The organism is Streptomyces sp. NPDC055099, assembly GCF_053607685.1.
The window spans coordinates 30,150-55,996 of sequence record NZ_JBSGUA010000012.1; the positions used below are offsets into that span (position 1 = coordinate 30,150).

General features: G+C 70.4%; 25 protein-coding genes. 9 read left to right on the forward strand and 16 right to left on the reverse strand.

Annotated features, from left to right (window positions below; translation table 11 throughout):
* Nucleotides 1–411: 411 nt before the first annotated feature.
* Nucleotides 412–3,687 carry an NACHT domain-containing protein gene (locus ACWFRU_RS27150; protein ID WP_453690769.1) on the forward strand — a complete coding sequence of 1,092 codons (3,276 nt, stop codon included), beginning with the start codon at nt 412–414 and terminating at the stop codon, nt 3,685–3,687.
* Here the strand turns inward: ACWFRU_RS27150 and ACWFRU_RS27155 are convergent.
* Nucleotides 3,677–4,096, reverse strand: a complete 420-nt coding sequence (locus tag ACWFRU_RS27155) for an ATP-binding protein (protein ID WP_453690770.1) — start codon at nt 4,094–4,096, stop codon at nt 3,677–3,679. The genes ACWFRU_RS27150 and ACWFRU_RS27155 overlap by 11 nt on opposite strands.
* A 312-nt stretch (nt 4,097–4,408) precedes the next feature.
* Here ACWFRU_RS27155 and ACWFRU_RS27160 point away from each other — a divergent pair, with 312 nt between their 5' ends.
* The 3 genes from ACWFRU_RS27160 to ACWFRU_RS27170 are packed head-to-tail and all read left to right on the forward strand — an operon-like array spanning nt 4,409 to nt 5,680.
* Nucleotides 4,409–5,314: a helix-turn-helix domain-containing protein gene (locus ACWFRU_RS27160; RefSeq protein ID WP_453690771.1), complete on the forward strand. Its 906-nt coding sequence runs from the start codon at nt 4,409–4,411 to the stop codon at nt 5,312–5,314.
* On the forward strand, nt 5,307–5,489 hold the full coding sequence (locus tag ACWFRU_RS27165; protein WP_453690772.1) for a DUF397 domain-containing protein: 183 nt from the start codon (nt 5,307–5,309) through the stop codon (nt 5,487–5,489). Before ACWFRU_RS27160 ends, ACWFRU_RS27165 begins: the two co-directional genes overlap by 8 nt.
* The gene (locus tag ACWFRU_RS27170; protein WP_453690773.1) at nt 5,486–5,680 is read left to right on the forward strand and encodes a DUF397 domain-containing protein; all 195 of its coding nucleotides are present in this window, start codon (nt 5,486–5,488) and stop codon (nt 5,678–5,680) included. The genes ACWFRU_RS27165 and ACWFRU_RS27170 overlap by 4 nt, the downstream gene beginning before the upstream one ends.
* Nucleotides 5,681–5,707: 27 nt before the next feature.
* Here ACWFRU_RS27170 and ACWFRU_RS27175 read toward each other — a convergent pair whose 3' ends face one another.
* Entirely contained in the window at nt 5,708–6,421 is a 714-nt protein-coding gene (locus ACWFRU_RS27175; RefSeq protein ID WP_453690774.1) for a DUF4232 domain-containing protein, read from the reverse strand.
* A 206-nt stretch (nt 6,422–6,627) separates the two neighbouring features.
* Here ACWFRU_RS27175 and ACWFRU_RS27180 point away from each other — a divergent pair, with 206 nt between their 5' ends.
* Together ACWFRU_RS27180 and ACWFRU_RS27185 are read left to right on the forward strand one after the other, a co-directional pair.
* Nucleotides 6,628–7,062, forward strand: coding sequence for a PPOX class F420-dependent oxidoreductase (locus tag ACWFRU_RS27180; RefSeq protein WP_453690775.1), 435 nt, complete (start codon nt 6,628–6,630; stop codon nt 7,060–7,062).
* A gap of 225 nt (nt 7,063–7,287) precedes the next feature.
* Nucleotides 7,288–9,852 carry an NACHT domain-containing protein gene (locus ACWFRU_RS27185; protein ID WP_453690946.1) on the forward strand — a complete coding sequence of 855 codons (2,565 nt, stop codon included), beginning with the start codon at nt 7,288–7,290 and terminating at the stop codon, nt 9,850–9,852.
* 156 nt (nt 9,853–10,008) lie between these two features.
* Here ACWFRU_RS27185 and ACWFRU_RS27190 read toward each other — a convergent pair whose 3' ends face one another.
* Nucleotides 10,009–12,534 (reverse strand): ATP-dependent Clp protease ATP-binding subunit, encoded by a 2,526-nt coding sequence (locus ACWFRU_RS27190; protein ID WP_409058953.1) that lies wholly within the window; start codon nt 12,532–12,534, stop codon nt 10,009–10,011.
* Between the two features lie 441 nt (nt 12,535–12,975).
* Between ACWFRU_RS27190 and ACWFRU_RS27195 the strand changes: the two genes are divergently transcribed.
* Entirely contained in the window at nt 12,976–13,569 is a 594-nt protein-coding gene (locus ACWFRU_RS27195) for an SCO3374 family protein (RefSeq protein ID WP_453690776.1), read from the forward strand.
* Here ACWFRU_RS27195 and ACWFRU_RS27200 read toward each other — a convergent pair.
* From ACWFRU_RS27200 to ACWFRU_RS27250, 11 genes are all read right to left on the reverse strand, one after another.
* Nucleotides 13,548–13,886: a histone-like nucleoid-structuring protein Lsr2 gene (locus tag ACWFRU_RS27200; RefSeq protein WP_363210622.1), complete on the reverse strand. Its 339-nt coding sequence runs from the start codon at nt 13,884–13,886 to the stop codon at nt 13,548–13,550. The genes ACWFRU_RS27195 and ACWFRU_RS27200 overlap by 22 nt on opposite strands.
* 223 nt (nt 13,887–14,109) lie before the next feature.
* On the reverse strand, nt 14,110–14,643 hold the full coding sequence (locus tag ACWFRU_RS27205; RefSeq protein ID WP_363210621.1) for an amino-acid N-acetyltransferase: 534 nt from the start codon (nt 14,641–14,643) through the stop codon (nt 14,110–14,112).
* 9 nt (nt 14,644–14,652) lie between these two features.
* The gene (locus ACWFRU_RS27210; protein ID WP_453690777.1) at nt 14,653–15,168 is read right to left on the reverse strand and encodes a BlaI/MecI/CopY family transcriptional regulator; all 516 of its coding nucleotides are present in this window, start codon (nt 15,166–15,168) and stop codon (nt 14,653–14,655) included.
* 186 nt (nt 15,169–15,354) lie between these two features.
* Complete coding sequence (locus tag ACWFRU_RS27215; RefSeq protein WP_363210619.1) at nt 15,355–15,525, reverse strand: hypothetical protein; 171 nt, start codon at nt 15,523–15,525, stop codon at nt 15,355–15,357.
* Between the two features lie 13 nt (nt 15,526–15,538).
* Nucleotides 15,539–16,180 carry a hypothetical protein gene (locus ACWFRU_RS27220; RefSeq protein WP_453690778.1) on the reverse strand — a complete coding sequence of 214 codons (642 nt, stop codon included), beginning with the start codon at nt 16,178–16,180 and terminating at the stop codon, nt 15,539–15,541.
* A gap of 103 nt (nt 16,181–16,283) precedes the next feature.
* Complete coding sequence (locus ACWFRU_RS27225) at nt 16,284–16,646, reverse strand: hypothetical protein (protein WP_453690779.1); 363 nt, start codon at nt 16,644–16,646, stop codon at nt 16,284–16,286.
* A gap of 139 nt (nt 16,647–16,785) precedes the next feature.
* Nucleotides 16,786–17,592 (reverse strand): type III pantothenate kinase, encoded by an 807-nt coding sequence (locus ACWFRU_RS27230; RefSeq protein WP_363210616.1) that lies wholly within the window; start codon nt 17,590–17,592, stop codon nt 16,786–16,788.
* A gap of 7 nt (nt 17,593–17,599) precedes the next feature.
* Nucleotides 17,600–18,583 (reverse strand): carboxylating nicotinate-nucleotide diphosphorylase, encoded by a 984-nt coding sequence (gene nadC, locus ACWFRU_RS27235; RefSeq protein ID WP_453690780.1) that lies wholly within the window; start codon nt 18,581–18,583, stop codon nt 17,600–17,602.
* A 2-nt stretch (nt 18,584–18,585) separates the two neighbouring features.
* Nucleotides 18,586–20,298, reverse strand: a complete 1,713-nt coding sequence (locus ACWFRU_RS27240; RefSeq protein ID WP_453690781.1) for an L-aspartate oxidase — start codon at nt 20,296–20,298, stop codon at nt 18,586–18,588.
* Complete coding sequence (panC, locus tag ACWFRU_RS27245) at nt 20,295–21,296, reverse strand: pantoate--beta-alanine ligase (protein ID WP_453690782.1); 1,002 nt, start codon at nt 21,294–21,296, stop codon at nt 20,295–20,297. The genes ACWFRU_RS27240 and panC overlap by 4 nt, the downstream gene beginning before the upstream one ends.
* The gene (locus tag ACWFRU_RS27250) at nt 21,293–22,237 is read right to left on the reverse strand and encodes a Rossmann-like and DUF2520 domain-containing protein (RefSeq protein WP_453690783.1); all 945 of its coding nucleotides are present in this window, start codon (nt 22,235–22,237) and stop codon (nt 21,293–21,295) included. Before ACWFRU_RS27250 ends, panC begins: the two co-directional genes overlap by 4 nt.
* Before the next feature lie 147 nt (nt 22,238–22,384).
* Between ACWFRU_RS27250 and ACWFRU_RS27255 the strand changes: the two genes are divergently transcribed.
* Nucleotides 22,385–23,548, forward strand: a complete 1,164-nt coding sequence (locus ACWFRU_RS27255) for a threonine aldolase family protein (protein WP_453690784.1) — start codon at nt 22,385–22,387, stop codon at nt 23,546–23,548.
* On the opposite strand, the gene ACWFRU_RS27260 is transcribed toward ACWFRU_RS27255, so the two are convergent.
* Nucleotides 23,505–23,732 (reverse strand): hypothetical protein, encoded by a 228-nt coding sequence (locus ACWFRU_RS27260; RefSeq protein ID WP_453690785.1) that lies wholly within the window; start codon nt 23,730–23,732, stop codon nt 23,505–23,507. The two genes, ACWFRU_RS27255 and ACWFRU_RS27260, sit on opposite strands and share 44 nt — an antisense overlap.
* A 259-nt stretch (nt 23,733–23,991) precedes the next feature.
* On the opposite strand from ACWFRU_RS27260, the gene ACWFRU_RS27265 reads away from it, so the two are divergent.
* Nucleotides 23,992–25,110, forward strand: a complete 1,119-nt coding sequence (locus ACWFRU_RS27265; RefSeq protein ID WP_453690786.1) for a DUF5937 family protein — start codon at nt 23,992–23,994, stop codon at nt 25,108–25,110.
* A gap of 36 nt (nt 25,111–25,146) precedes the next feature.
* Here ACWFRU_RS27265 and ACWFRU_RS27270 read toward each other — a convergent pair whose 3' ends face one another.
* Nucleotides 25,147–25,821, reverse strand: coding sequence for a response regulator (locus ACWFRU_RS27270; protein ID WP_453690787.1), 675 nt, complete (start codon nt 25,819–25,821; stop codon nt 25,147–25,149).
* Nucleotides 25,822–25,847: the final 26 nt, after the last annotated feature.

Consider the following 25,847-nt stretch of genomic DNA (forward strand, 5'->3'; position numbering starts at 1 on the left):
GCCCGGCACACGCTTCGCTGCGTTCCGCCGGGGCCCCACCTTGGTAACCCGCACCCCGCCCCCTGCTCAAACCCCCCATCTACTACCTAATGCCGTAGTCAGCCGCCCCTCTTTCGACCCCTTGACACCGACAAATTCCGACAATTCCCCCTTCAACCATCTGCCGGAATTGACGCCCGGAGCCAGGTTTAACCCCACTTCGAAAGGGCACCTCGGGCCAGCACTGGCACCTTCGGCGGTTGGACCCTTCCGACGCGCCCAAGGTCCCGCGGGTTGCGTGCCGAAGGTCCCGACCACCCCTCCGAGCAGTACCACTATTCCGCCTAGTACCGGACATAACGCCTGTGCGTCATGTCACCGGCTCGCGAGATCCACAACCTCCCGAATGTGACCGGCGCTACGCTGCGGCGCATGGATCCCGCGGCCATAGGCTCCGTCTCCCGACTCGCGTCGAGCGTCGTCACTCCCCTGGTCAAGCGCCTTTTCGTACGCGAGGGGCCGGGCGCGGGCCTGGTGGAGAAACCCGTCCGCCTGTCGGGGCTCGTGTCCTTCCGGGGCGAGAAGCGCAAGCTGTCCGACAAGGACCTGGCGAAGCTCGCGGCGGAGCTGGTGCGCCAGGCCGTACGGGCCTCCGGCGAGAGCGCCGTCCCCGCCGACGAGGAGCAGGCGGTGGTCGACGCGCTGGCCCGCACCCTGCACGCGCTGGGCGACCTCACCCTCACGGACGTCCAGGCGGTCGAGCTCGGCCACAACGCCCTGGCGCTGCGCCTGCGCCGGGCGAGCGGCCACCCCGACCGTGACCTGTCGGCCGACGCGGCGTACTTCTACGACCGCCTGCTCGACACGACGTGCCTGCACATCCTGCACTTCTTCACCCAGCGCTCGGCCTTCGTGGCCCGCACCCTGGTGGAACAGAGCCGCCGCCAGTCAGAACTGATCCGCAAGCTGGACGAACTGATCGCCCGCAATCCCCTTCCCGGGGCGGAGGACGTGGCTTTCGAGCAGCGGTATCTGGCGTACGTGGCGAGGAAGCACGGGAAGTTGACGATCTTCGGGATCGACCTGGCGAACTCACCGGGGCGGTGGCCGCTGGACGTGGCGTACATGCGCCTGGAGGCCGTGCCGTTCCAGGCACTCTGGCGGTCCTTCCTGACCATGCACACGTCCCGGGCGATCCTCGGCCGCCGCGGGCGCTCCGGACGCCCGGATGTCCTCACCACCGCGCTCCGTGCTGAACTGGCGGCCGAGGCGGAAAGGGAAGCCGAGGCGGCCCACGGAGACGAGCTCATCCCGGCAGTCGAACTCCCCACCACCATCAGGGAAATTCGTGTCAACGCGGGATCCGTCGCCAGGCAGGTGCCCGCCGCCCCCATCCCCGCCGATCAAGTGCTCGCCACCCACGACCGCGTCCTCCTGCGCGGCGAGGCCGGTTCGGGCAAGACCACGCTCATCCAGTGGCTGGCGGTCAGTGCCGCGCGCCCCTCCCCGGGCGACGACCACATGACGTATCTCTACGACCGCATCCCCTTTGTCCTGCCCCTGCGCACCCTCACCCGGCACGGCGAGCGCCTGCCCGCGCCCGCGGACTTCCTGGCCGCGGTCGGCTCCCCCCTCGCCGGCACCCAGCCCAGGGGCTGGGAGTCCCGCGTCCTGGCGGCGGGGCGCGGCCTGGTCCTGGTGGACGGCATCGACGAGGTGCCCGACGCCGAGCGCTCCCGTACCCGCGCCTGGCTCAGCGACCTGATCGACGCCTACCCCGGCAACCGTTGGCTGGTCACGTCACGACCCTCGGCCGTACGCGAGGACTGGCTCGCCGAGGAGGACTTCACCGAGCTGACGCTCTCCCCGATGAGCAGGGCGGACGCCGCGGCGTTCATCAAGCGGTGGCACGTGGCCGCCCGCACGGGTGCGGCGGACGAGGACGCCACGCTCGCCTCGTACGAGAGTCAGCTCCTCGACGCGGTCCACACGAAGCCCGACCTGGGCCTGTTGGCGACCAACCCCCTCATGTGCGGCCTGATCTGTGCACTGCACCGCGACCGCAGGGGCTTCCTCCCCCTCGGCCGCAAGGATCTCTACACGGCGGCCCTCTCCATGCTCCTGATCCGCCGGGACCGCGAGCGGCACATGGACGTGCCCGACCTGCGGGAAGAACCACAGCTCCAGCTCCTCCAGCGCCTCGCCTACTGGCTGATCCGCAACGGCCGTACGACCATGGACCGTCAACGGGCGGAAGCGATCATCGCGGACCTGCTCCCCGCGGTCCCGGAGGTGGCAGCACTCGGAGACGCCAAGGCAGTCTTCGAGCACTTCCTCCACCGAAGCGGACTTCTCCGCGAACCGGGGCCAGGCACAGTCGATTTCATCCACCGCACGTTCCAGGACTTCCTGGGCGCGCGGGCGGCGGTCGACGAAGGCGACTTCGGCGTGCTGGCGCGTCACGCGGCGGACGACCAGTGGGAGGACGTCATCCGCATGGCTGTGGCGCACGCACGCCCTCGCGAACGGGTCGAACTCTTCCGGGAGTTGCTTGCGTTCGGCGATGGTCACGCCCAGGAGCGGGCGCGAGTGCGAGTCCATCTGCTGGCGGCAGCCTGCCTGGAGCACGCGGCGGAACTCGCACCAGAGGTACGTGAGCAGGTGGAGCTACGGGTCGCGGAGGTGATTCCGCCCCGCACCCCGGAGGATGCCCGCGAGCTGGCGATGGTCGGACCCATGGTCCTGGACCTGCTGCCGGGCCCGGACGGGCTGGACGAGCAGGAGGCGAGGAACGTCGCGATCACCGCGACGACCATCCCGTCGGACGCGGCGATTCCCTTCCTCGCGCGGTTCGCCCGCCATCCCGCACTCGGAGTACGCAGCCAGCTCATCTGGGGGTGGAGTCGCTACGACTGCCGTAGGTACGCAGAAGCTGTGGTCGCGCAACTGAACGACGGCGAGACCCACTTCACGCTCCGGAACGACGATCAGGTCAAGGAGCTGGAACGGCTCCAGATCCGCCCGAAGCTGCTGGACATCCGCGAGGGCGTGTCCCCCGCAGCCGCCTCGCGACTGATCGCGGCGTGCACCCCCTCGTTCCTCGCCATGAAGGTGCCGCCCGGTCGGCTCACCCCGGCCGGGCTCCATGGGCTGCGCGACCTGAATCAGCTCCGCCTCGCCGGCATCACCGAGCGCTGGAGCCTCGACCTTTTCCCCACTGGCGCTCCGCTGCGCACGCTGGGAATGTTCGAAAGCACGGAAGCTGCGGACGATGTCCACGGCCTGGACAAGTGGCAGGAACTGGAGTGGGTCCTCTTCGGCGAAACGGACGGTCCCAGGTCGCCCGCCGTCTGGGAAGCTCTCACACGCCTCCCCCACCTCATCCGGCTGGACCTGTCATCCGGCGCACTGCCTCACGCGCCGGAGGGGCTGACGTTGTCCGGTGTGACGGAGCTGTCCCTGCTGCACGAGGGACTGCACGAAACCGTCGACTGGGCTTCGACGGCACCGCACGTCACGCGGCTCTTCCCTGACCTCACACACCTGTCCGTGTACGGGTTCAGCGGCCGGGAGCGAATCAGCGTCGCCCCCTTGGCGTCGCTCACCGCCCTGCGGCATCTGACGATCTCCACGCACCACGTGACCGACATCGACGCCCTTCCCCCGCACGTCGAGATACGAGAGCCCCGCCCCCTCTTCACCGAATGAGCTGGAACCACACCCCCTTCCCACTCCCGGTGGGCGTCACCCCGCACACGTCCGACAGCGCGGTCACGAGGAAAAGCCCCCGCCCGCCTTCGTCCTCGGCGGGGGCCCTGCGAGGGGACGGCAGTTGATCGCTCCCGTCGTACACGGCGACCCGTACGTGCGTGGCCGCGATGGCCGCTCTCAGGTGCACGTCACCCTTCGTGTGCTGATGGACGTTGGTCACCAGCTCCGACGTACAGAGCGCGGCGGCCTCGGCGAGGTGCCCGAGCCCCAGCGTGAGCAGCGCGCCGCGTACGAAGTCACGGCAGATCTTGGGTGAGCTGGAGTCGGCGGGGGCGAACAGGGTGTAGGCGAGCGGGGGTTCGGGCCGCTCGGCCTCGTGTACGAAGTCATGCACGGTAACGCCCATGAGACGCCTCCAAGGCGCGCGTAGGGGTTCGTTCGCTGTGACGGTGATGAGTGGGGGGTGGCCCGGCCGCAGTGGCCTACTGCCCTTCGCGAACAAGTCGCCGCCCGGCACGGGGACTTGGATCGGACAGTGCGCTTCTGCGGCTGAGCAGGGGTTACTGCGTCGACAGCGAGGCTTCCACCATCAGCGTGTGAGCGTCGCCATACTCACCGTAGGCACCAACGGCCCACTAGTGCAACCTAGTTGCCTCAATCGGTGGATCCCTCGCCACCAACCCGGCAGACTGAGCGCGAACCCTCAGGAGGTCCAACCTTGGCACTGCGGCTGCACATCACCGAGCGCCAGCGAAGGCTCGGCATCGAGCTACGGAAGCTGCGTGAGAGCGCGGGGCTCAATCTCATCGAGGCGGCTGCGCTGATCGACATGGGGCGACCGCACCTCACCCACATCGAGGCGGCCAGAACCGGCATCTCCACGGAACGGCTCCGCACCCTCGTCGGCAAGTACGGGTGCACAAGTGGCCCGTACATCGACGAGCTGGTCCGCATGTCGGAGAGCAATGGCAAAGGGTGGTGGACCGGTTTCCGCAAAGTTTTGCCGCAGCGATCCCTCGACCTTGCCGAACTGGAAGGTCGCGCCACCAGGATCCAGGGGTACGAGACGCTCGTCATTCCCGGGCTGCTTCAGACAGAGGCGTACATGCGCGCGCTCTTCCGGGATTCACTCTCTGCCGCCACGGCAGATGAGGTCGACGCCCTGGTGCAGTTCCGCCTGCAGCGACAGAGCGCCCTGGCCGATCCCCAGCGCGCCAATCTGCACGTGGTCATCCACGAAGCCGCCCTCCGGCTGGTGGTGGGCAGCTCGCACATCATGCGGGGACAGCTGACGCATCTGCTGACTGCGGCCCGGATGCCGAACCTGACGATCCAAGTACGCCCATTCGATGCCGGTTCCGCCCTGTGGATCGGAGCGTCGTTCTCCATCCTGAGCCCTGGGGTCCCCGGCCTGGAAACCGTGGCGGTCGAGCACCCGTCTGCGCAGCTCAAACTCAGCGACCAGGCCTCGCTCGACCAGTACAGCAGCACCTTCGCCGAGTTGAGCAAGAACTCGCTGCCCCCGGTCGTCACAGATCATCCGCCGGATGCGCACACCGGCCGTGACTCCTGCGTCCTGCTCCAGCACCTTCTCTACACGTACCAAGGAAGCAGCCATGACTGACCTCAACTGGCAGAAGTCCACGTTCAGCGAAGCCGGGGGAACCAACTGCGTCTACATCGCCGCCAGTCCGGACGGCGCCATCCGTCTCCGCGAGAGCGACGCTCCCGACACGAGCCTCAGCGCCTCGCCCGAGGCCTTCGCCGCCCTGATCCGAACCCTCACGGAACGCCAGTGATCCACCCTCAGTGGCAGAAGTCCACCATCAGCGGCGACCAGGCCAACTGCATCTACGTGGCCGCCACTCACAAACCGACCGCCACCATCCACCTCCGAGAGAGCGACACCCCGGAGGTCATCCTCACCACAACACCCGAGGCCCTCGCAGCTCTGATACGTACTCTCAGGAGCTGTCGGGGCCCGGCGTGATGTTGGTACCGCTCAAAGCCAGGCGGCTTACGACTCGCCGCCCTGACCCGCGCTGCCGATCGGGCCGACGTTGACCGAGGGGCCCGAGCCATCGCTGACGGGCAGCGTCGCGGCGCCCGGCCAGTCCAGGGTGACCGACTTCGTCTCTCCGGGCGGGGTCACCACGAGGCCCGTGACGCGGACACCGGAGCCGCCCGTGTCGTTCATCGGGTAGCTGACGTAGAAGGACACCGACTCGCCGCCCGTGAGGACCATCTGCTCGGCGGGCTTCCCCTCGCGCGTGGCGGACAGATCCCCCGCGTTGGTCTTCAGGTCGACGCCCGCGAACCCGGAGAGCAGGCACCCCCGGTCGCCGGGGTTCTTGAAGGTCACCGCGACCGAACCCTTGTCGTCACCGTCGATGGTGCTGTCCGACGCCGAGACGTCGAGGTCATCCGTACGGCACTTCTCGGCCCGCTCGACGTTCCCCGCGTCGCTCCCGGCCGCGGTGCCCTGCCCGCCGGACTCCTTGCCGGCCGAGTCCTTCCCGCCGCCCTGCTCCGAGCCGCCGCCCGAACCGGAGCCACCACCCGAGCCCGAGCCGCCCGTGGAGGACGAGCTGGAGGCGGCCGACGGGTCACCCTGCCCCGTCACGTCGTCACCGTTGCAGGCCGTGAGCGAGAGGCCCGCGGCGACGGTCAGGGCCGCGGCGGCCATACGGAGCGTGCGGCGACGGGCGGTGGTGGTGGTGTTGGAACGCATGGCGGGATCCTCCGTGGGTAGTCCGTGTCGTCCCCTCCTCGGGAACAAGACCGACTCTGGTCGAGCCCACTAATGCCGAACTCCCACCCGACTAACATCCGCCTAACGAACCCCGCTGAGCAGCGAAAAGTCCCCGGAAAGCCGCCGGACCACCCATTCGCCCGCCGCACCGGAATACCCCACACGCGCCCCCGGGTTGGCCCCACATGACAACTGACGCACCCTTCGATCCCCACGCCCTGCTCGCCGCCGGCAGCCTCGGCGTGCTGGCGACCATCAAGGCCGACGGGCGGCCCCAGCTCTCGCCCGTGATGCCGTCGTACGACCACTCCGCGGGCGTCATCCGCATCTCGACGACCGCGAGGACGGCGAAGTTCGCGAACCTGCGCCGCGACCCCCGCGCCGCCCTTGAGGTGACCAGCCCCGACGGCCGCGCCTGGGCCACGGCCGAGGGCGACGCCACCCTCGTGGGGCCCGGGACCGACCCCCAGGGCCCTGAGGTGCAGGCCCTCGTCGACTACTACCGGGCCGCCGCCGGTGAGCACCCGGACTGGGACGAGTACCGCCGGGTCATGGTCGCCGACCGCCGGGTGCTGATCACGCTGGCGGTCGAGAAGGTGTACGGCACGGAGCTGGCCTGAGCCCCCGGCGCACGCCGCCGCCCCCGCCGATCGCCCGCCGCACGCCCCGTCGGCGTACGGCTTGCAGAAAGATCCCACCGAACGCGGCTCCGGGCCGCGCTCGGTGGGATTTTCTTGCACGCCGCCCCCTCGAACGCCCCCAAGCCCCTTCCCCCACCCCCCAGTTGACCTACCCTTGACCCTCCACGACACACGAAATCCCACCCGCAGGGACCCCCTATGTCCATGGAGCCCGTTGTCCGTATCCCCTCGCCGCTCGCAGCACCCCTCGTACAACGGCTCATCCGCACGCCCCCGCCGCAGCCGCCCGCAGCGCCCGACCTGATCGCCGCCCTCACCACCTGGCGCGGCGCCGACACCCCCGCGACCCCGGACGACGTACACCGCACCGCCGCGGACTTCGTCCACCTCGCCGCCGAGGCGCACTCCGCCCCGACGGCCGAACTCGGAGCCGTCATCGACGTGTTGACGCGGACCCTCCTCGCGGTCGGCGAGCTCGACCTCACGGACGTGGACGCCGTGCGCCTCGGCCCGCAGGACTACGCGCGCCGCTTGAGGGGCGCCGTGCAGGGCGCGGACCGCGCGCTGTCCCCGGGCGCCGCGTCGTTCCACGACGAGCTGCTCGTGGCCGTGTGCCTGCACCTCCTGTACCACTTCGTCCGCCGCTCCCCGCACATCCAGCGGGACATGGCCGAGCGCGCCAGCCGCATCCGCCAGCTCATCGACCTGAACGACGCGGAGGCCGCCGCCCGCCAGCCCGAACGCTCGCAGGAGGACAGGGACTTCGAGGCCGCGTACGCCGAAGAGGTCGTACGCCAGCACGGCTGGCTCACCATCGTCGGCGTCGACCTCGCCAACGCGCCGGACCGCTGGCCCCTGGAGGACACCTACCTCAGCCTGGAGGCCGAGGAGAGCAGCGGCAGCGGCGTACCGGGCGAGCCGCGCACCGTGCTGCTCGCCGACCGGGCCCTGGAGGGGCACGAGCGGGTGCTGCTGCGCGGTGTCGCGGGCTCCGGCAAGACGACCCTCGTCCAGTGGCTCGCCGTGGCCGCGGCGCGCGAGGGCACCCGCGTGCCCTTCGTCCTGCCCGTACGCCGCTTCGCCCGCGAGGGCTTCCCCGCCCCGGACGACCTCCTGCACGCCATCAGCCACCCGCTGGCCGACCAGGCACCGGAGGGCTGGGTCGTACGCACCCTGCTCGCGGGCCGCGCCATGCTCCTGGTCGACGGGATCGACGAGGCCCCGGAGGCGACCCGCGGCGAGCTGCGCAACCAACTGCGCCGCCTCCTTCGCATCTTCTCCGGCAACGGCTGCCTGGTGACGTCCCGGCCCTCCGCCGTGGAGGACGGCTGGCTCGCCCAGGAGCGCCTCGCCGAAGAGGGCTTCAAGGAGCTGTCCCTCGCGCCGATGTCACGCGACCAGGTCACCCACTTCATCCATGACTGGCACGCCGCCGCGATGAGCGACGACCAGTGCAAGGAGCAGTCGGAACGCGACAAGCTCAGGGAGTACGAGCAGCGGCTCCTGCACTCCGTCCGCATCTACCGCGAGCTGCGCCAGCTCGCCACGAACCCGCTGATGTGCGGCCTGATCTGCGCCCTGAACCGCGACCGCTCAGGCTCGCTCCCCAAGGGGCGCAAGGAGCTGTACGACGCGGCCCTGGAGATGCTCCTCCAGCGCCGCGACCCCGAGCGCGACGTGCTGTACGCGGATGACGTGCGGCTGCAGCAGGGGCCCCGCGAGCTGCTCCTGCGCAAGCTGGCCCACGCGATGGTGGAGGAGGGCGTCTCGGAGCTGCCGCGCGAGCGCGTGGTCGCGATCCTGGACGGCGCGCTGCCCGCCATCCCCTCCGCGCGCGCCGAGGGCGACGGCGAGAAGATCTTCCGTCATCTGCTGCACCGCACGGGGCTGCTCCGCGAGCAGGCGGGCCTGTCGGTCGACTTCATCCACCGCACCTTCCAGGACTATCTCGCCGCCAAGGAGATAGTGGCCCGCGGCCAGTTCCGCACCCTCGTCGAGCACGCGCACCGCGCCGAGTGGGAGGAGGTCATCCGCATGGCCGCCGCCCACGCACGCCCCGAGGAGTGCGCCGACTTCCTCGAACGGCTCCTCGCCGCCGCCCCGAACCTGCGCCGCCCGCACGTGAACCACCGGCGCCTGATGGCCGCGGCCTGCCTGGAACACGTCACCGAACTCGATCCGGCGGTGCAGCAGCTCGTCCACGAGCGCACGAAGAACCTGGTGCGCCCCACCACGGAACTGGCCGCCCGCAGCCTCGGCTGGGTCGGCCCCATCGTCCTGGAGCAGCTGCCGGACCCCGAGCAGGTGCCGAGCGACCAGCAGGCGCTCCTCCTGGCGATCACGGCCACCCGCGTCCAGGACGACGCCGCCATCGACTACCTCGCCCGCATGCGCCACCGCTCGGCCCTGTCCATCCGGGCCGAGCTGGTCCGCCCGTGGCGGCACTTCGACACGGAGCGGTACGCACGCGAGATCATCGCCCACCTCGACCCGCTCGGCCTGTACTTCCCGGTCTCCGACACGGCCGAACTCGCGGCGCTACGGGAGCTGGGCGGCCGGCCGTGGATCCAGGTGGTCGGCGTCATGCGCACCGAGGAACTCCTCGACGGCCTGGAGCACGACCAGCTCACCCACCTGTGGATCACGGCCGAACTCGCCGACACGGACATGTCCTGGCTCTCCCGCTTCCCGAACCTGAGCGTGCTACGGGTGAACCCACGCCTGCGCCGCGTCCGGAACGTCCCGGAGGGAATCACGATCACTTCGTAAGAGCGGGGCGGGGAGCGCCCCGTCAGGGGCGCGGGGAACTGTGCGACAAGCCACAAAGCACCCGCGGCCAAAGGTCAAACCAAAAGGGGCTGCCCCGGACCGTAGAAACGGTCCGGGGCAGCCCCAGTGAGCCTGTGTGACGGCGAGCCCGGAGGGCTACGCCTCCTTGCTCAGGTTAGGCCCCGCGCCACCAGCGGCCTGCTCGATCGGCGGCACATCCGGAAGCGCCGCCTTCTCCTCGCCGCGGAAGGTGAACTTGGCTTCGTCGCCCTCACCCTCCGTGCCGACGACCACGATGTGGCCGGGGCGGAGCTCGCCGAAGAGGATCTTCTCCGACAGGATGTCCTCGACCTCGCGCTGGATCGTCCGGCGCAGCGGCCGGGCGCCCATGACCGGGTCGTAACCCTTCTTGGCCAGCAGCTTCTTCGCGTCACCGCTGAGCTCGATGCCCATGTCGCGGTCCTTCAGACGCTCGTCCACCTTGGCGATCATGAGGTCGACGATCTGGATGATGTCTTCCTCGGTGAGCTGGTGGAAGACCACCGTGTCGTCGACACGGTTCAGGAACTCCGGGCGGAAGTGCTGCTTCAGCTCGTCGTTGACCTTGGTCTTCATGCGCTCGTAGTTCGTCTTGACGTCACCCGACGCGGCGAATCCGAGGTTGAAGCCCTTGGAGATGTCACGCGTGCCGAGGTTGGTCGTCATGATGATGACCGTGTTCTTGAAGTCCACGACCCGGCCCTGGGAGTCGGTCAGGCGACCGTCCTCCAGGATCTGCAACAGCGAGTTGAAGATATCCGGGTGTGCCTTCTCGACCTCGTCGAAGAGCACGACCGAGAACGGCTTGCGACGGACCTTCTCCGTCAGCTGACCGCCCTCTTCGTAACCGACATATCCGGGCGGTGAACCGAAGAGACGCGAGACCGTGTGCTTCTCGCTGAACTCCGACATGTCGAGGGAGATCAGGGCGTCCTCGTCACCGAAGAGGAATTCGGCGAGCGTCTTGGAAAGCTCCGTCTTACCGACACCGGACGGGCCGGCGAAGATGAACGAGCCACCGGGACGCTTCGGGTCCTTCAGACCCGCTCGCGTACGGCGAATCGCCTGCGAAAGCGCCTTGATGGCGTCCTTCTGGCCGATGACCCGCTTGTGGAGCTCGTCCTCCATGCGCAGCAGACGCGAGGACTCCTCCTCGGTCAGCTTGAAGACCGGAATGCCGGTGGCCGTGGCCAGGACCTCGGCGATGAGCTCGCCGTCGACCTCGGCGACGACGTCCATGTCGCCGGCCTTCCATTCCTTCTCGCGCTTGGCCTTCGCCGCGAGCAGCTGCTTCTCCTTGTCGCGGAGAGAGGCCGCCTTCTCGAAGTCCTGGGAGTCGATGGCCGACTCCTTGTCGCGACGCACGCCCGCGATCTTCTCGTCGAACTCGCGGAGGTCCGGCGGCGCGGTCATCCGGCGGATGCGCATCCGGGAACCGGCCTCGTCGATCAGGTCGATCGCCTTGTCCGGCAGGAAGCGGTCCGAGATGTACCGGTCGGCCAGGGTGGCGGCCTGGACCAGCGCCTCGTCCGTGATGGAGACCCTGTGGTGGGCCTCGTAACGGTCGCGCAGACCCTTGAGGATCTCGATGGTGTGCGGCAGGGACGGCTCCGCGACCTGGATGGGCTGGAAGCGGCGCTCGAGGGCCGCGTCCTTCTCCAGGTGCTTGCGGTACTCGTCCAGCGTCGTGGCACCGATGGTCTGCAGCTCGCCTCGCGCCAGCATCGGCTTCAGGATCGAAGCGGCATCGATCGCGCCCTCGGCGGCGCCGGCACCCACCAGGGTGTGGAGCTCGTCGATGAACAGGATGATGTCGCCGCGGGTGCGGATCTCCTTGAGGACCTTCTTCAGGCGCTCCTCGAAGTCACCGCGGTAGCGGGAGCCGGCGACCAGCGCGCCGAGGTCAAGCGTGTAGAGGTGCTTGTCCTTCAGCGTCTCGGGCACCTCGCCCTTGACGATGGCCTGCGCGAGGCCCTCGACGACGGCGGTCTTGCCGACGCCGGGCTCGCCGATGAGCACCGGGTTGTTCTTCGTACGGCGGGACAGCACCTGCATGACCCGCTCGATCTCCTTCTCGCGCCCGATGACCGGGTCGAGCTTGGACTCACGAGCGGCCTGGGTGAGGTTCCGGCCGAACTGGTCGAGCACCAGGGACGTGGAAGGCGTGCCCTCCGCAGGACCGCCGGCGGTGGCGGTCTCCTTGCCCTGGTAACCGGAGAGCAGCTGGATGACCTGCTGCCGCACCCGGTTGAGATCGGCGCCGAGCTTCACGAGGACCTGGGCGGCGACGCCCTCGCCCTCGCGGATCAGGCCGAGCAGGATGTGCTCCGTGCCGATGTAGTTGTGGCCCAGCTGAAGGGCCTCGCGGAGCGAAAGCTCCAGGACCTTCTTGGCACGGGGGGTGAAGGGGATGTGGCCGGACGGGGCCTGCTGGCCCTGACCGATGATCTCCTCCACCTGCTGGCGGACCGCCTCGAGCGAAATCCCGAGGCTCTCCAGGGCCTTAGCGGCGACACCCTCGCCCTCGTGGATCAAGCCCAGGAGGATGTGCTCGGTGCCGATGTAGTTGTGGTTGAGCATCCGGGCTTCTTCCTGAGCCAGGACGACAACCCGCCGCGCGCGGTCGGTGAACCTCTCGAACATCGTTAATCGCTCCTCAGAGCGGTCAGGCAGTAAGGGGGCTGTCCCCTCCCTGTCCTTCCGCAGCTTAGTCCCGCAAGCGGGGACCGCTCATTCCAACTGCCGACACCCGGCCGAGAACAAGAGGTGCCTCCTGACCCCGAACGCCGACAACTGCTCCAACCCGATGGTGCGAGACGATGTTCCCGCAGGCCAAGCACTTACCCTCACCACCACTACGCCGATGGCGAACGTGAGACGGCCTCGCGCGTGTGTCGCCCCTCCCCACTAGGGATGTCTTACCCGTAAGGACTGACACTCCATGCGGCGCGCGCCGGTTCCCTCCGCTACGGGCGAACACCCTTGCGCGGCCGAACACGCCCGTACGCTCTTTTTCCGGACACTGAGAGCAATCACAAGGACACTCTGCGTAACCCGAGGCGCTTCCGGCCGGTTGCTCCATGCATGGCCTTCACCGTTCCCCAGCCCCGTGTACCGGTCGAGCAGAACGACCCGGTACGGCAGTGGTACGCGAACGAACTCGGCTGGGCGACGGACGAGCACCGCCCGGGGCTGCCGGTGCAGCTCCTGACGGGGCTCCGCTTCGACGTACTGCAGCTGCCCGCCGAGGCCGGCTTCGCCGCGCTGAGGCATCTGGGGCCTAAGGCGCCGGTGGCCCTGCGAGGAGAATCGATGCGGCTCTTCGTGGCCGCGGGAAGCGCCGAGGAGCTGCCGGGGCTCCTGGACTGGCTGGAGTGGGGCGGCATCCCCCTGGACCTCACGGCCGTCGGAGCGGGCGGACGGATCGACGCGCCCACGCCTCCGGGGTGGTCCGGCACGCAGGGGGCCGCCGTGTGGCTGCGACCCCCAGAGCCCGGGTGCGAGGTGGAGCCGACGCTGCCGGCATTGCCGTCCCTGTCCTGCGTGGGGGGTGGCGCCGCGCCTCACAGCGACCCCGCCGTGGGCTCCGGTCTCGTACGACTCGTGGACACGGCGGCAACGCAGTGCCACCGGGTCCGGTTGCGACGGACCCGTCGTCAGCCGTTGGCCTTCTCGTAGGCCTCGCGGATGGACGCGGGGACGCGGCCGCGGTCATTGACCTCGAAACCGTTGTCCTTGGCCCAGGCACGGATCGCCGCGGTGTCCTGACCGCCGCTCGTGGCGGAGGCACGAGCCTTGGAACGCCCGGCCGAACCACGGCCACCGGTACGACGACCGCCCTTGAGGTAAGGCTCAAGAAGACCGCGGAGCTTGTCCGCGTTCGACGTGGTGAGGTCGATCTCGTACGACTTGCCGTCCAGCGCAAACGTCACGGTCTCGTCTGCCTCGCCACCGTCGAGGTCGTCGACAAGAAGGACCTGAACCTTCTGTGCCACCGGATTTCCTTTCATCGATAACTTAGGGCCGGATCGCACGGCGCGAGCCGCAGAATCGCCGCCCCCTGTTATATGCAGTACTGCAGTACGTCGGAAAGCAAACCGCTTTTGCTGGGAAAACACAAACCCCCGGGAGAGACCGGGGACCCCGAGAACCCAGGAAACATGCGCGTTTCGGACATAGGGAACCGGGGCAGCAGGCAGCCCGGAATACCGGCGACGATCACAGATGCAGAAGCATCCGGCTGTTGCCCAAGGTGTTCGGTTTCACTCGTTCGAGGCCCAGGAACTCCGCGACACCCTCGTCTTTGGAACGCAGCAGCTCGCTGTAGACATCTCCGTCGACAGGTGTCTCACCGATCTCCACGAAGCCGTGCTTCGCGAAGAAGTCGACTTCGAAGGTGAGACAGAAAACCCTGCGGACACCGAGCCAGCGAGCGGTCTGCAGCAACTTCCCCAACACCTGATGCCCCACTCCGACGCCCTTGACGTCGGGGTTCACGGCGAGAGTGCGCACTTCCGCAAGGTCTTCCCACATCACGTGCAGTGCACCGCAGGCGACGACCTCGGCGTTGTCGTCGCGTTCCGCAACCCAGAACTCCTGGATGGACTCGTAAAGGGCGACCGTCGCTTTGTCGAGCAGGATCCCCTGACGGGCGTAGGAGTCCAGGAGGTTGCGTACGACCGGCACATCGGCTGTGCGCGCCCGGCGTACGGAGACTGCTTTAGCGCTGAGTTCAGGGGGTTCTGCTGGCATGACCGGACGCTATCGCTCTGCTTCGGGCTCCGCCTCGCCGGGGTTCTGCGGGGCTTGAGTGGCGGGGCCTTGAGAGATCGGGCCTTCAGAGATCGGGGCCTCGGAGATCGGGGCTTCCGAGATCGGCGCTTCGGAGATCGGGGCTTCCGAGATCGAGGGCTGAGAGACCGGGCCCACGATCCGCATCGCGTCACTGAGTGCTTCACGCTGTTCCGCCGACATCATCCCGAAGAACGCGACGAGAGCGGCCGCGGGGTTGTCGCTCTGCGACCAAGCTTCGTTCATCAGTGCGGCGGCGTAGGCGGCCCGAGTGGAGACCGCCTCATATCGATAGGCGCGGCCTTCCGCTTCACGGCGCACCCAGCCCTTCTGATGAAGATTGTCCAAAACGGTCATGACGGTGGTGTACGCGATGGACCGTTCCTGCTGAAGGTCTTCCAGGACTTCTCGAACGGTCACGGGGCGGTTCCACTTCCACACCCGTGTCATGACTGAGTCTTCGAGTTCTCCCAAGGGGCGAGGCACACGAGAACAATAGTGGGAGATGTCACTAATGACGTGACGGACGTGGCGGAGGCGCCATTTCCCGAACAAAAAGGGCGTACGACTCGGAATGTGAGCGAGTCGTACGCCAAGAGTGTGCGGGTGGTGACCTCAGGTCACCGGAGACCTCAGGTCACCGAAGGCCTCATGTCACCGAAGATCAGGCGGTCAGGCCTTGGGGGTCTGCCGGGCGCCCTCGGCGCTGGAGATCACGGCGTCGACGGCCGCGTCCTCCTTGGCCTTGTTGGCGCCGCCCTGGGTCTTCACGATCGTCACGATGAGACCGCCGAAGAACACGGCCATCACTACGGGGGGCAGGAGCGCGGAGACGTATTCCATGCCCCCAGAGTAGCTAGCCCGCGGCGAGCTGGTGCGGCGGGTCCGTCGGGCGGCGCTTGGGAGGGAAGACCTCGGCCGGGGTCGGCACGGGGCGCGGCGGCTCCGGGGCGGCCGGTTTCGCCGGAGGGGAGTTCGGCGTCTTGGGCTTGGGCGCCGCCCGGTCGCCGGCCTCGCTCCGGCCGCCGGGAAGGGCGAGCAGGCGCGTGCGCGAGGCGGGGACGAGGGGGCGGGGCGCCGGGACGGCCGCATGGGACCGGCCCGCGAGACGGGCGCGTACGGCCTGTTCGGCGACGGTCCGGCAGCGCTCGAGGAGGGCGGCGGCCACCGGGTCGCCGCGCAGGGCGCGCAGCGCGGCGAGATCGTCGGCGCCGGGTTGGTAACCGGTGCCGAGGACGTCCTGGAGGAGTGCGAGGTAGCCGGTGGCGGTGCCGGGCAGGGCCGCCCGGTAGCGGGCGAGGTCGGCCAGCAGGAAGGCGCGGAGCCTGGCACCCTCGCTCACCGCCTCGTCGACGGCGTCGGCTAGGCGTAGGCAGTCCTGGACGTCCTCGTCGGAGACGGGGCTGGGATGCAGGGCGAGGGCCAGAGCGCGGCGGAGCACACGCAGTTCCTCCGCACCGAAGGCCATGCCGCCGCGAGATCCGTATGGCGTGGGCATGGACTGACGATACGTGCAAACTGGACAAAATCCGCTTAACGCCAATATGTGGCGTGGCTCTGTCCACTCACCTGCGCCCGCTCACCTGTCTCCGCTCGCGTGTCTACTCCGAGCGGCGGCGGATCATCGCGAAGACGACGGCGCCGACTCCGAGGGCGCCTGCCGCGACGGCGGCTATCCAGGGGAGGACGGTGGCGCCGGTGTCGGCCATCTTGCCGTCAGGGACTTCGCGGGCGTCGGGGCCGTTCTCTTCGGAGCCCGGTGCCGTGGTGGAGGTGGGGGTCACACCGGAAGGCGCCGTGCTGGAGGTCGTGGACGGTGAGGCCGACGCCGCCGGAGCGCTCACCGCGTACGCGGGACGCCCCTCGTCGAACCCGGTGGCCGTGTCCGCCGCCGCGGCGGGACCGGCGAGGCCGGCCAGCACCCCGGCGGCCACTGCCGCGGCCAGTCTTCCCCTACGCCCCATTTGCTCCACGCCCGCTCGAACCTTCTCAAGTCCCGTCCCTGCGCAGACTCTTGTATGGGGCGCAGGGTTGTGTGCGCAAGCCCCGCTTATGAGCCGCCGGTTATGAGCCGACGGCCGCCGGGGAGCCCCCGACGGAGCCTCAACTCCGGGACACGTTCCGCTCGTAGACCAGGCGGAGGCCGATGAGGGTCAGCCACGGCTCGTGCTCGTCGATGACCGTGGCCTCGCCGAGCACCATGGGCGCAAGGCCGCCGGTCGCGATGACCGTCACGTCGTCCGGATCGCCGCCCGGGCCCGCCAGTTCGCGGGCCATGCGCTGCACGACGCCGTCGACCTGGCCCGCGAAGCCGTACAGGATGCCGGACTGCATGGCCTCCACGGTGTTCTTGCCGATGACGCTGCGCGGCCGGGCCAGCTCGATCTTGCGGAGCTGCGCGCCCCGTACGCCGAGGGCCTCCACGGAGATCTCGATGCCGGGGGCGATGACGCCTCCGGTGTACTCACCGCGTGCGGAGACCGCGTCGAACGTCGTCGCCGTACCGAAGTCGACGACGATGGCGGGGCCTCCGTAGAGCTCGACCGCCGCGACCGCGTTGATGATGCGGTCGGCGCCGACCTCCTTGGGGTTGTCCATCAGGATCGGCACGCCGGTCTTGATTCCGGGCTCCACCAGGACGGCGGGCACGTCTCCGTAGTACCGCCTCGTGACCTCGCGCAGCTCGTGCAGGACGGAGGGCACGGTCGAGCAGATGGCGATGCCGTCGATGCCGTCGCCCAGTTCGTCGCCGAGCAGCGGGTGCATGCCCATCAGGCCGTTGAGCAGGACGGCGAGTTCGTCGGCGGTGCGGCGGGCCTCGGTGGAGATGCGCCAGTGCTCGACGATCTCCTCGCCGTCGAAGAGCCCGAGGACGGTGTGCGTGTTTCCGACGTCGATGGTCAGCAGCATGTCGTCGTCACTCCGCCGCGCGCAGGTCGAGGCCGATGTCCAGGATGGGCGAGGAGTGGGTGAGGGCGCCCACCGCGAGGAAGTCGACGCCGGTCTCCGCGTACGCCCGGGCGTTCTCCAGGGTGAGGCGGCCCGAGGACTCCAGGATCGCGCGGCCGTCGACGATGGCCACGGCCTCCGCGGTCTCGCCCGGCGTGAAGTTGTCCAGGAGGATCAGGTCGGCGCCCGCGTCCACGACCTCGCGAAGCTGGTGCAGGGTGTCGACCTCGACCTCGACCGCCAGGTCGGGGAAGGCCTCGCGGACGGCCTTGAAGGCCTGCTCCACGCCTCCGGCGGCCACCACGTGGTTGTCCTTCACCAGGGCCGCGTCGGAGAGCGACATGCGGTGGTTCACGCCGCCGCCCATGCGCACCGCGTACTTCTCCAGGGCGCGCAGACCCGCGGTCGTCTTGCGGGTGTCGCGGACCTTGGCCTTGGTGCCGTCCAGTGCGTCGGCCCACGCGCGCGTGGCCGTCGCCACGCCGGACAGACGGCACAGGAGGTTGAGCGCGCTGCGCTCGGCGGTGAGCAGGTCGCGGGTGCGGGTGGTGACGCTGAGCAGCTTGTCGCCCGCCTCCACCCGGTCGCCGTCCTCGACGTGCCGCTCCACCTCGAAGGTGTCCGTGCAGACGATGGAGATGACGGCTTCGGCGATGCGCAGGCCCGCCGCGGTGCCGGCCTCGCGCGCGGTGAAGTCGCCGGTGGCGACGGCCTCTTCGGGGATCGTGGCGACCGAGGTGACGTCCACGCCGCCCGCCAGGTCCTCCTCGATCGCCATGTGCGCGATGTCCTCGACCTGCACGGGGTCGAGCCCCGCCTCGGTCAGGAGCTGCGCGAGAGCGGGGTCGAGGCCGCACTCCATGGGGTCGTACGCGTCGTCTGAGCCGCAGCCGCAGGCATCGCCGCAGCCGCCGCCCGTGGGGGCGAGAGGGAGGTCGTCGGGGGTGCTCACGGTCACTTCTCCTGAAGGCTGGTCGTCGGGGGGAAGTCTGCGGTCTCGGTCGTGCGCAGGGCCAGGGTCCGGTCCGCGTTGAGGCGTACGACGATGTGGCGCCGCCAGGCGTCGTCGTCGCGGTCGGGGCGGTCCTCGCGCCAGTGGCAGCCGCGGGTCTCCTCACGGCGCTGCGCGGCGGCCACCAGGACGCGGGCGACGCACAGGAGGTTGGTGGTCTCCCAGGTGTCGACGCCCGGCTCGGCCGTCTTGCCGTCCTCGGCGAGCGCGCCCGCGGCCTCGGCGTGGATGCGGGCGAGCCGGGCCGCGGCCTCGGCGAGGGAGTCGGCGGACCTGAGCACTCCGGCGCCCTCGGTCATCACGCGCTGGATGGCGAAGCGGGCCTCGGGGGGCAGCAGGGGGTGCGCGGGGGTGTCGGGGTGGGAGACGGGTGCGGGCACGCGCGCGTGGAGCGTCTTGCCCGCGTGCAGCGACGCGATGTCGGCGGCGATGCGCTCGGCGTAGACCAGGCCTTCCAGAAGGGAGTTGGAGGCCAGGCGGTTCGCTCCGTGCACGCCCGTGCAGGCGACCTCTCCGCAGGCGTACAGACCCGGGACCGTGGTGCGGCCGTGCGGGTCGGTGCGGACGCCGCCGGAGGCGTAGTGCGCGGCCGGGGCGACGGGGATGGGCTCGGTCACCGGGTCGATGCCGTGGGCGCGGCAGGCGGCGAGGATCGTCGGGAAGCGGTTCTCCCACATCTCGGCGCCGAAGTGCCGGGCGTCCAGGTACATGTGCTCGGTGCCCAGTTCCTGCATGCGCCGTGTGATGCCCTTGGCGACGATGTCCCGGGGCGCGAGCTCGGCGAGCTCGTGCTGGCCGACCATGAAGCGCACGCCGTCCGCGTCCACGAGGTGGGCTCCCTCGCCGCGCACCGCCTCGGAGACCAGCGGCTGCTGGCCCTCCGCGTCGGCGCCCAGGAAGAGCACGGTGGGGTGGAACTGCACGAACTCCAGGTCGCTGACCTCGGCGCCCGCGCGCAGGGCGAGCGCGACGCCGTCGCCCGTCGACACGGAGGGGTTCGTGGTCGCCGAGAAGACCTGGCCCATGCCCCCGGTGGCGAGGACGACCGCGGGGGCGTGCACCGCGCCCACGCCGTCGTGCTGGCCCTCTCCCATGACGTGCAGGGAGACACCGGCGGTGCGGCCGTCGGCATCCGTGAGCAGGTCGAGCACGAGGGCGTTCTCGACGGTCGGTATGTCCTGCGCGCGCACCGCCTCGACCAGGGCGCGGGAGATCTCCGCGCCGGTCGCGTCACCGCCCGCGTGGGCGATGCGGCGGCGGTGGTGGCCACCCTCGCGGGTCAGCTCGATGGCGCCTTCGGGGCCGGTGTCGAAGTGGGCGCCGGTCTCGATGAGCCGGCGCACCGCGTCGGGGCCCTCGGTGACCAGCGTGCGCACGGCTTCCTCGTCGCACAGGCCCGCGCCCGCCACGAGGGTGTCGTCCAGATGCTGCTCGGGGGTGTCGCCCTCGCCGAGCGCCGCGGCGATGCCGCCCTGGGCCCAGCGCGTGGAGCCGTCGTCCAGGCGTGCCTTGGTGACCACGACGGTCCTCAGGCCGGCCGCCGAGCAGCGCAGGGCCGTGGTCAGTCCGGCCACTCCGGAGCCGACGACGACGATGTCGGCCTCCAGGGACCAGCCGGGCGCGGGGGCGTGCAGCCGTATTCCGGTGGCGCTCATGGGGTGGCTCCGAACGTGAGCGGGATGTTGTCGATCAGCCGGGTCGCGCCGACCTTGGCCGCGACGGCGAGGATCGCCTCACCGGTGTGGCCCGGTTGTACGTCCGTGAAGTCGGCGGGGTCGACCAGTGCCAGGTAGTCCAGTTCGAGCGGGGGCCTGCTGCGGGCCGCCTGGTCGAGGACGTGGCGGGCGGCGGCGCGGACGGCCGCGGGGCCGCCGGGCACGGACGGCGTGACGGACTGGGCGAGCGCGTGGGTGTCGGCCGCGGCGCGGGACTCCCCCAGGGCGTTCAGGGCGTCGGCGCGCGCGTGCGTGACGGGGGCGAGCGCCGCCCGCGCGTGGAGGGCCTCCTGCGCGGCGTGCCGGTCGCGGCCCGCGAAGAGGGCCTGGGAGAGCGCGAGCGCGGTGCGCCGCTCGGCCGCGGAGAGGTAGCGGTTGCGGCTGGACAGTGCCAGGCCGTCGTCCTCGCGCACGGTGGGTACGCCGACGATCTCGACGCCGAAGTTCAGGTCCCGCACCATGCGGCGGATGAGGGCGAGCTGCTGGGCGTCCTTCTGGCCGTACAGCGCGACGTCGGGCCGGGTGAGGTGCAGCAGCTTGGCGACGACCGTGAGCATGCCGTCGAAGTGGCCGGGGCGGGTGGCCCCTTCGAGGAGGGTGCCCATGGGTCCGGCGCTGATCCGGACCTGCGGTTCGCCGCCGGGGTAGACCTCGTCCACGGAGGGGGCGAACACGAAGTCCGCGCCTTCCTGTTCGGCGATCTTGACGTCGGCGTCCAGGGTGCGGGGGTAGCGGTCGAGGTCCTCGTTCGCCCCGAACTGGAGAGGGTTCACGAAGACCGTGACGACGACTTCGCCCTCGTCGCCCGCGATACGGCGCGCGGTGCGGATCAGGGTGGCGTGACCCTCGTGCAGGGCGCCCATGGTCATGACGACGACGCGGCGGCCGACGCGCGCACGCGTGCGCAGCGGCTCTGCGGTGTGCACCAGGCGGGTCATCGGGCGCCTCCCTCCGCGTCGCCGGTCCCGGTTCCGGCCCCGCCGTTGGCCAGGACCCCCAGGAGGTCCTCGGCGAGCTCGGGCTTGAGCAGCCCGTGGGCGAGGGCGCGGTCGGCGGTCGCGCGGGCCATCGCCAGATAGCCGGCGACGGTCTGCGGGGCGTGCTTGCGCAGCTCGGCGACGTGCGCGGCGACGGTGCCCGCGTCCCCGCGCGCGACGGGCCCGGTGAGGGCGGCGTCACCGGACCGCAGGGCGTTGTCCAGGGCGGCGCCGAGCAGCGGGCCGAGCATCCGGTCGGGGGCGGAAACGCCCGCTTCCTTGAGCAGGTCCATGGACTCGGCGACCAGCGTGACCAGGTGGTTCGCGCCGAGCGCGAGCGCCGCGTGGTACAGCGGCCTGGCCTCCTCGGCGATCCACTCGGGCTCGCCGCCCATCTCGATGACCAGGGCCTCGGCGGCGAGGCGCAGCTCCTCGGGGGCGGTCACGCCGAAGGAGCAGCCCGCCAGGCGCTGCACGTCGACGGGGGTGCCGGTGAACGTCATGGCGGGGTGCAGGGCGAGCGGCAGGGCGCCGGCACGCAGCGCGGGTTCGAGCACCTGCGTGCCGTACCGCCCCGAGGTGTGCACCAGGAGCTGGCCGGGGCGGATGGCGCCGGTCTCGGCGAGGCCCTCGACGAGGCCCACCAAGGCGTCGTCCGGAACGGTCAGGAGGACCAGGTCGGCGCGCTCCAGGACCTGGGCGGGCGGGACGAGGGGGACGTCGGGCAGCAGGGCCGCCGCGCGGCGTACGGACGCGTCGGAGACTCCGGACGCGGCGACCGGGCGGTGCCCGGCGAGCTGGAGTGCCGCGGCGAGCGCGGGGCCGACCCGGCCCGCTCCCACGACACCTACCGTGAGCCTCGCGGGGCGGTCCCGCGGGTCTGGCTGATGAGGTGCGTTCACGCGATGACGCCTTCCCGTTCCAGTCCGCTCGGGGTACCGGACGATTTCTCGTCATGCTAACGCGATTGGCCGGTGCCGCGTCCTCGGCTGTCCACAGGCTGTGGGTATTGGTATGACCGGTGGCCGGCCGCACGCCATGCTCGGGGGATGACTTCACACGACGGAGATTCCGAGGTGAGCGAGCAGGACCTGCTCGCCGCCCGCCGCCGGTCCGCCGCCCTCGGCGCCACCCGCACCCTGCACCGCTGGTCCGCGCACCTCCCGCTCGCGGCGCGGCTATCCGCGCTCGCGGACGCGGCCTCGGAGGTCGTGGGCCCGGACGAGCCCATCGACATCTACGGCAACGCGGTCGTCGCGCGCCTGGAGGACGAGGTCGCGCGGCTGCTCGGCAAGGAGTCGGCCGCCTTCTTCCCGACCGGCACGATGGCCCAGCAGGTCGCCCTGCGCTGCTGGGCGGGCCGCACGGGCAACGCGACGGTCGCCCTGCACCCGAAGGCGCACCCCGAGGTCCACGAAGGGGGCGCCCTCTCCGCGGTGAGCGGGCTGCGCACGGTGCATCCGACGAGGGAGCCGCGGCTGCCCACGGCCGATGAGGTGCGGGACTTCGAGGAGCCCTTCGGGACGCTGATGCTCGAACTGCCGCTCCGGGACGCCGGTTTCGTGCTGCCGTCCTGGGAGGAGCTCGAAGAGGTCGTGGAGGCGGCCAGGGAACGTGACGCCGTCGTGCACTTCGACGGTGCGCGCCTATGGGAGTGCACACCGCACTTCGGGCGCTCCCTGGCGGAGATCGCCGCTCTCGCGGACACCGTGTACGTGTCGTTCTACAAGTCCCTTGACGGCCTGAGCGGCGCGGTTCTCGCGGGCCCGCGCACCCTGGTCGACGAGGCGCGGACCTGGCGCCACCGCTACGGCGGCCAGGTCTTCCAGCAGTTCCCGGCCGCCGTCGCCGCCCTGCTCGGCCTGAAGAACACCCTCCCGCGGCTGCCGGAATACGTGGCCCACGCGCGCGTGGTCGCCGACGCGCTGCGGGAAGGCTTCGCGGCCGCCGGGGTGCCCTGGTCGCGCGTGCACCCCGAGCGGCCGCACACCCACCAGTTCCAGGTGTGGCTGCCGTACGACGCCGAGGTCCTCACCGAGGCGGCGCTCTCGCAGGCCGAGGAGACCAAGACCCAGTTGTTCGGCCGCTGGTTCCCGGACGGGCCGCCCGGCCTCTCGGTCACGGAGGTCACCGTGACCGAGGCGGGCCTGGAGTGGACGTCGGCCGACGTCAATGATGCGGTCGCGGAGTTCGTGCGACGGATCCCCGGATGAGCCGGGCCACGGCTGCCCGGACCCTTCCGTGGGCGGGGCGTTCCTCGACGACGGCACGGAAGCGGCCGTAGTCGCGTACCTCGCGGATGACCTGCCAGTCGAGGCGGCCGGGGGCGGGCGGGGTGCGCTCGTCGTGCTGGGCGGCGCGGTAGCTGTCGAGCAGGTACTGCTGGGTGATGCTCATGGTGGGTTCGCCTCTCAGAACAAATGTTACTTATCGGGCGTCCTTGGGTCGACGGGAAGCAGAGTCGGCACAAGGAAGCTGAGTCGACACGAAGGGAGTGGAGGAGGGGGTGGAGAAGGGGGTGGAGACCGGGTCCGGTGGTGTCGTCGTCCGGCCCTGTCACCACAGACTGCTCCCACCGGCACCCCGTCGTCGCGCCGATTGACACCGGGCGTCAATCGGCGGCCGGGATGTCGGTGGCGCGGTGCACGATGGGTCCATGAGCGTGCACATCGAGATCGCGGGCCTGCCGCCGGAGCGGATCTTCTTCGACCCTTCGCCCCTGGCGGAGCTGGGCGTCGCCCTGCACGCGCTGTCCGAGCCCGGCCATCATCCGGGGCTGCACGGCTGGGCCACGGCGACCACCGCCTGCCTCAAGCCGGACCTCGCCGACCGGCTGTGCGAGGCCGACTTCCTGTGGCGGAACACGTTCTCGGACGTCTTCATGCCGTTCGCCGGGCTCGTCGACGGCGACGGCAGGCCGGGCGCCACGCTCACCGACGAACTGGACCTTCTCGACCGCCTGGACGACGAGCGATTCGTCATGGCGGCCCTGGAGTTCACCTGCGGCACGTCCTACAACGAAGGCGGGCCCTCGCCGCTCACCGACCCGGTCCGCGGTGCGCGCGCCCTGGAGCTCGCCGCCACCCGCGGCACGCGCCAACTGGACTTCGCGCGGCGCCTGCTGAGCGACCCGCACACCGTGCGGGCCTGGCTGCGCCGCCTCCTGGAGGACTGTGACGAGGCCTTCTTCGCGGACACCTGGCGGCGGGTGCGCGTCCAACTGGCCGCCGACGCACGGCACAAGACCGAGATACTGCGCCACAAGGGACTCGCCGAAGTACTGACGTCAGTCTCGGCGGCCCTCTCCGTGGACGCGGACAGCCGTCGCATCACCGCGGACAAGCTCGTGCCGGGGCAGACGACCGCCCTGGACCACTCCCTGGGCGCGGGGCTCACGTTCGTGCCGTCGCACTTCGCCTGGCCGCACCTGATGGTCCTGCACGCGCCCGGCTGGCGCCCGGTGATCCACTACCCCGTGTCCGCGCCGGACCTGGCAAGGCCCACCTCGGTGGAGACCCTGGAGAAGCGGCTCACGGCCCTCGCGCACCCCGTACGCCTGCGGTTGTGCCGCGACATGGCCCGCGCGCCCTTCACCACCGGAGAGCTGGCCCACGCGGTCGGCCTGACGGCCCCCGAGGTCTCCCGGCACCTCACCCTCCTCAAGAAGGCGAGCCTGGTCACCACGGCACGGCGCGGGCGGTACGTGATGCACCAACTGGACGTCTCCGTGGTGGCCCGCCTGGGCAGCGACTTCCTGGAGGGCATCCTGCGCTGACCCCGCGGATCGGTCGGCCCTCGGGCCGCCCCGCCCTCAGGCCCCGCCGCCGCCCGCCCGCACCAGGCCCGTCTCGTACGCAAGGACGACGACCTGCACCCGGTCCCGCAGGCCGAGCTTCGTCAGGATGCGGCCCACATGGGTCTTCACCGTGGCTTCCGACAGGACAAGGCGCGCCGCGATCTCCCCGTTCGAGAGCCCCTGGGCGACCAGGATCATGACCTCGCGCTCACGGTCGGTGAGCCGCTCCAGCTCCTTGTGCTGGGGCTGCCCGCCCGCGTTCGGCAGCATCGGCGCGAAGCGGTCCAGAAGGCGCCGTGTCGTCGACGGCGCGACCACCGCGTCACCGCTGTGCACGGAGCGGATCGCGGCGAGCAGCTCCCCCGGGGGCACGTCCTTCAGCATGAAGCCGGAGGCGCCCGCCTTCAGCCCCGAGAAGGCGTACTCGTCGAGGTCGAAGGTCGTCAGGATCAGGACCTTCGGCGGATTCGCGTCCTGGCAGATGCGCCGGGTCGTCTCCACGCCGTCCAGTTTCGGCATGCGTACGTCCATGAGCACCACGTCGACCTCGGTCGTCCGCAGCGCCTGGAGCGCCTCGACCCCGTCGCCCGCCTCCGCGACGACCTCCATGTCCGGCTGTGCGGCGAGCACCATCCGGAACCCCGTGCGCAGCAGCGCCTGGTCGTCGACGAGCATGACGCGGATCGGCATCAAAGGCCCTTTCATTTCGGTGACAG

Bases quoted from the DNA above. Each gene is read 5' to 3' on its own strand.
- ACWFRU_RS27150 (WP_453690769.1), top strand. From the start codon at position 412: ATGGATCCCGCGGCCATAGGCTCCGTCTCCCGACTCGCGTCGAGCGTC.
- ACWFRU_RS27155 (WP_453690770.1), bottom strand. From the start codon at position 4,096: ATGGGCGTTACCGTGCATGACTTCGTACACGAGGCCGAGCGGCCCGAA.
- ACWFRU_RS27165 (WP_453690772.1), top strand. From the start codon at position 5,307: ATGACTGACCTCAACTGGCAGAAGTCCACGTTCAGCGAAGCCGGGGGA.
- ACWFRU_RS27175 (WP_453690774.1), bottom strand. From the start codon at position 6,421: ATGCGTTCCAACACCACCACCACCGCCCGTCGCCGCACGCTCCGTATG.
- ACWFRU_RS27180 (WP_453690775.1), top strand. From the start codon at position 6,628: ATGACAACTGACGCACCCTTCGATCCCCACGCCCTGCTCGCCGCCGGC.
- ACWFRU_RS27185 (WP_453690946.1), top strand. From the start codon at position 7,288: ATGGAGCCCGTTGTCCGTATCCCCTCGCCGCTCGCAGCACCCCTCGTA.
- ACWFRU_RS27190 (WP_409058953.1), bottom strand. From the start codon at position 12,534: ATGTTCGAGAGGTTCACCGACCGCGCGCGGCGGGTTGTCGTCCTGGCT.
- ACWFRU_RS27195 (WP_453690776.1), top strand. From the start codon at position 12,976: ATGGCCTTCACCGTTCCCCAGCCCCGTGTACCGGTCGAGCAGAACGAC.
- ACWFRU_RS27205 (WP_363210621.1), bottom strand. From the start codon at position 14,643: ATGCCAGCAGAACCCCCTGAACTCAGCGCTAAAGCAGTCTCCGTACGC.
- ACWFRU_RS27215 (WP_363210619.1), bottom strand. From the start codon at position 15,525: ATGGAATACGTCTCCGCGCTCCTGCCCCCCGTAGTGATGGCCGTGTTC.
- ACWFRU_RS27220 (WP_453690778.1), bottom strand. From the start codon at position 16,180: ATGCCCACGCCATACGGATCTCGCGGCGGCATGGCCTTCGGTGCGGAG.
- ACWFRU_RS27225 (WP_453690779.1), bottom strand. From the start codon at position 16,646: ATGGGGCGTAGGGGAAGACTGGCCGCGGCAGTGGCCGCCGGGGTGCTG.
- ACWFRU_RS27230 (WP_363210616.1), bottom strand. From the start codon at position 17,592: ATGCTGCTGACCATCGACGTCGGAAACACGCACACCGTCCTCGGGCTC.
- ACWFRU_RS27240 (WP_453690781.1), bottom strand. From the start codon at position 20,298: ATGAGCGCCACCGGAATACGGCTGCACGCCCCCGCGCCCGGCTGGTCC.
- panC (WP_453690782.1), bottom strand. From the start codon at position 21,296: ATGACCCGCCTGGTGCACACCGCAGAGCCGCTGCGCACGCGTGCGCGC.
- ACWFRU_RS27255 (WP_453690784.1), top strand. From the start codon at position 22,385: ATGACTTCACACGACGGAGATTCCGAGGTGAGCGAGCAGGACCTGCTC.
- ACWFRU_RS27260 (WP_453690785.1), bottom strand. From the start codon at position 23,732: ATGAGCATCACCCAGCAGTACCTGCTCGACAGCTACCGCGCCGCCCAG.
- ACWFRU_RS27265 (WP_453690786.1), top strand. From the start codon at position 23,992: ATGAGCGTGCACATCGAGATCGCGGGCCTGCCGCCGGAGCGGATCTTC.
- ACWFRU_RS27270 (WP_453690787.1), bottom strand. From the start codon at position 25,821: ATGCCGATCCGCGTCATGCTCGTCGACGACCAGGCGCTGCTGCGCACG.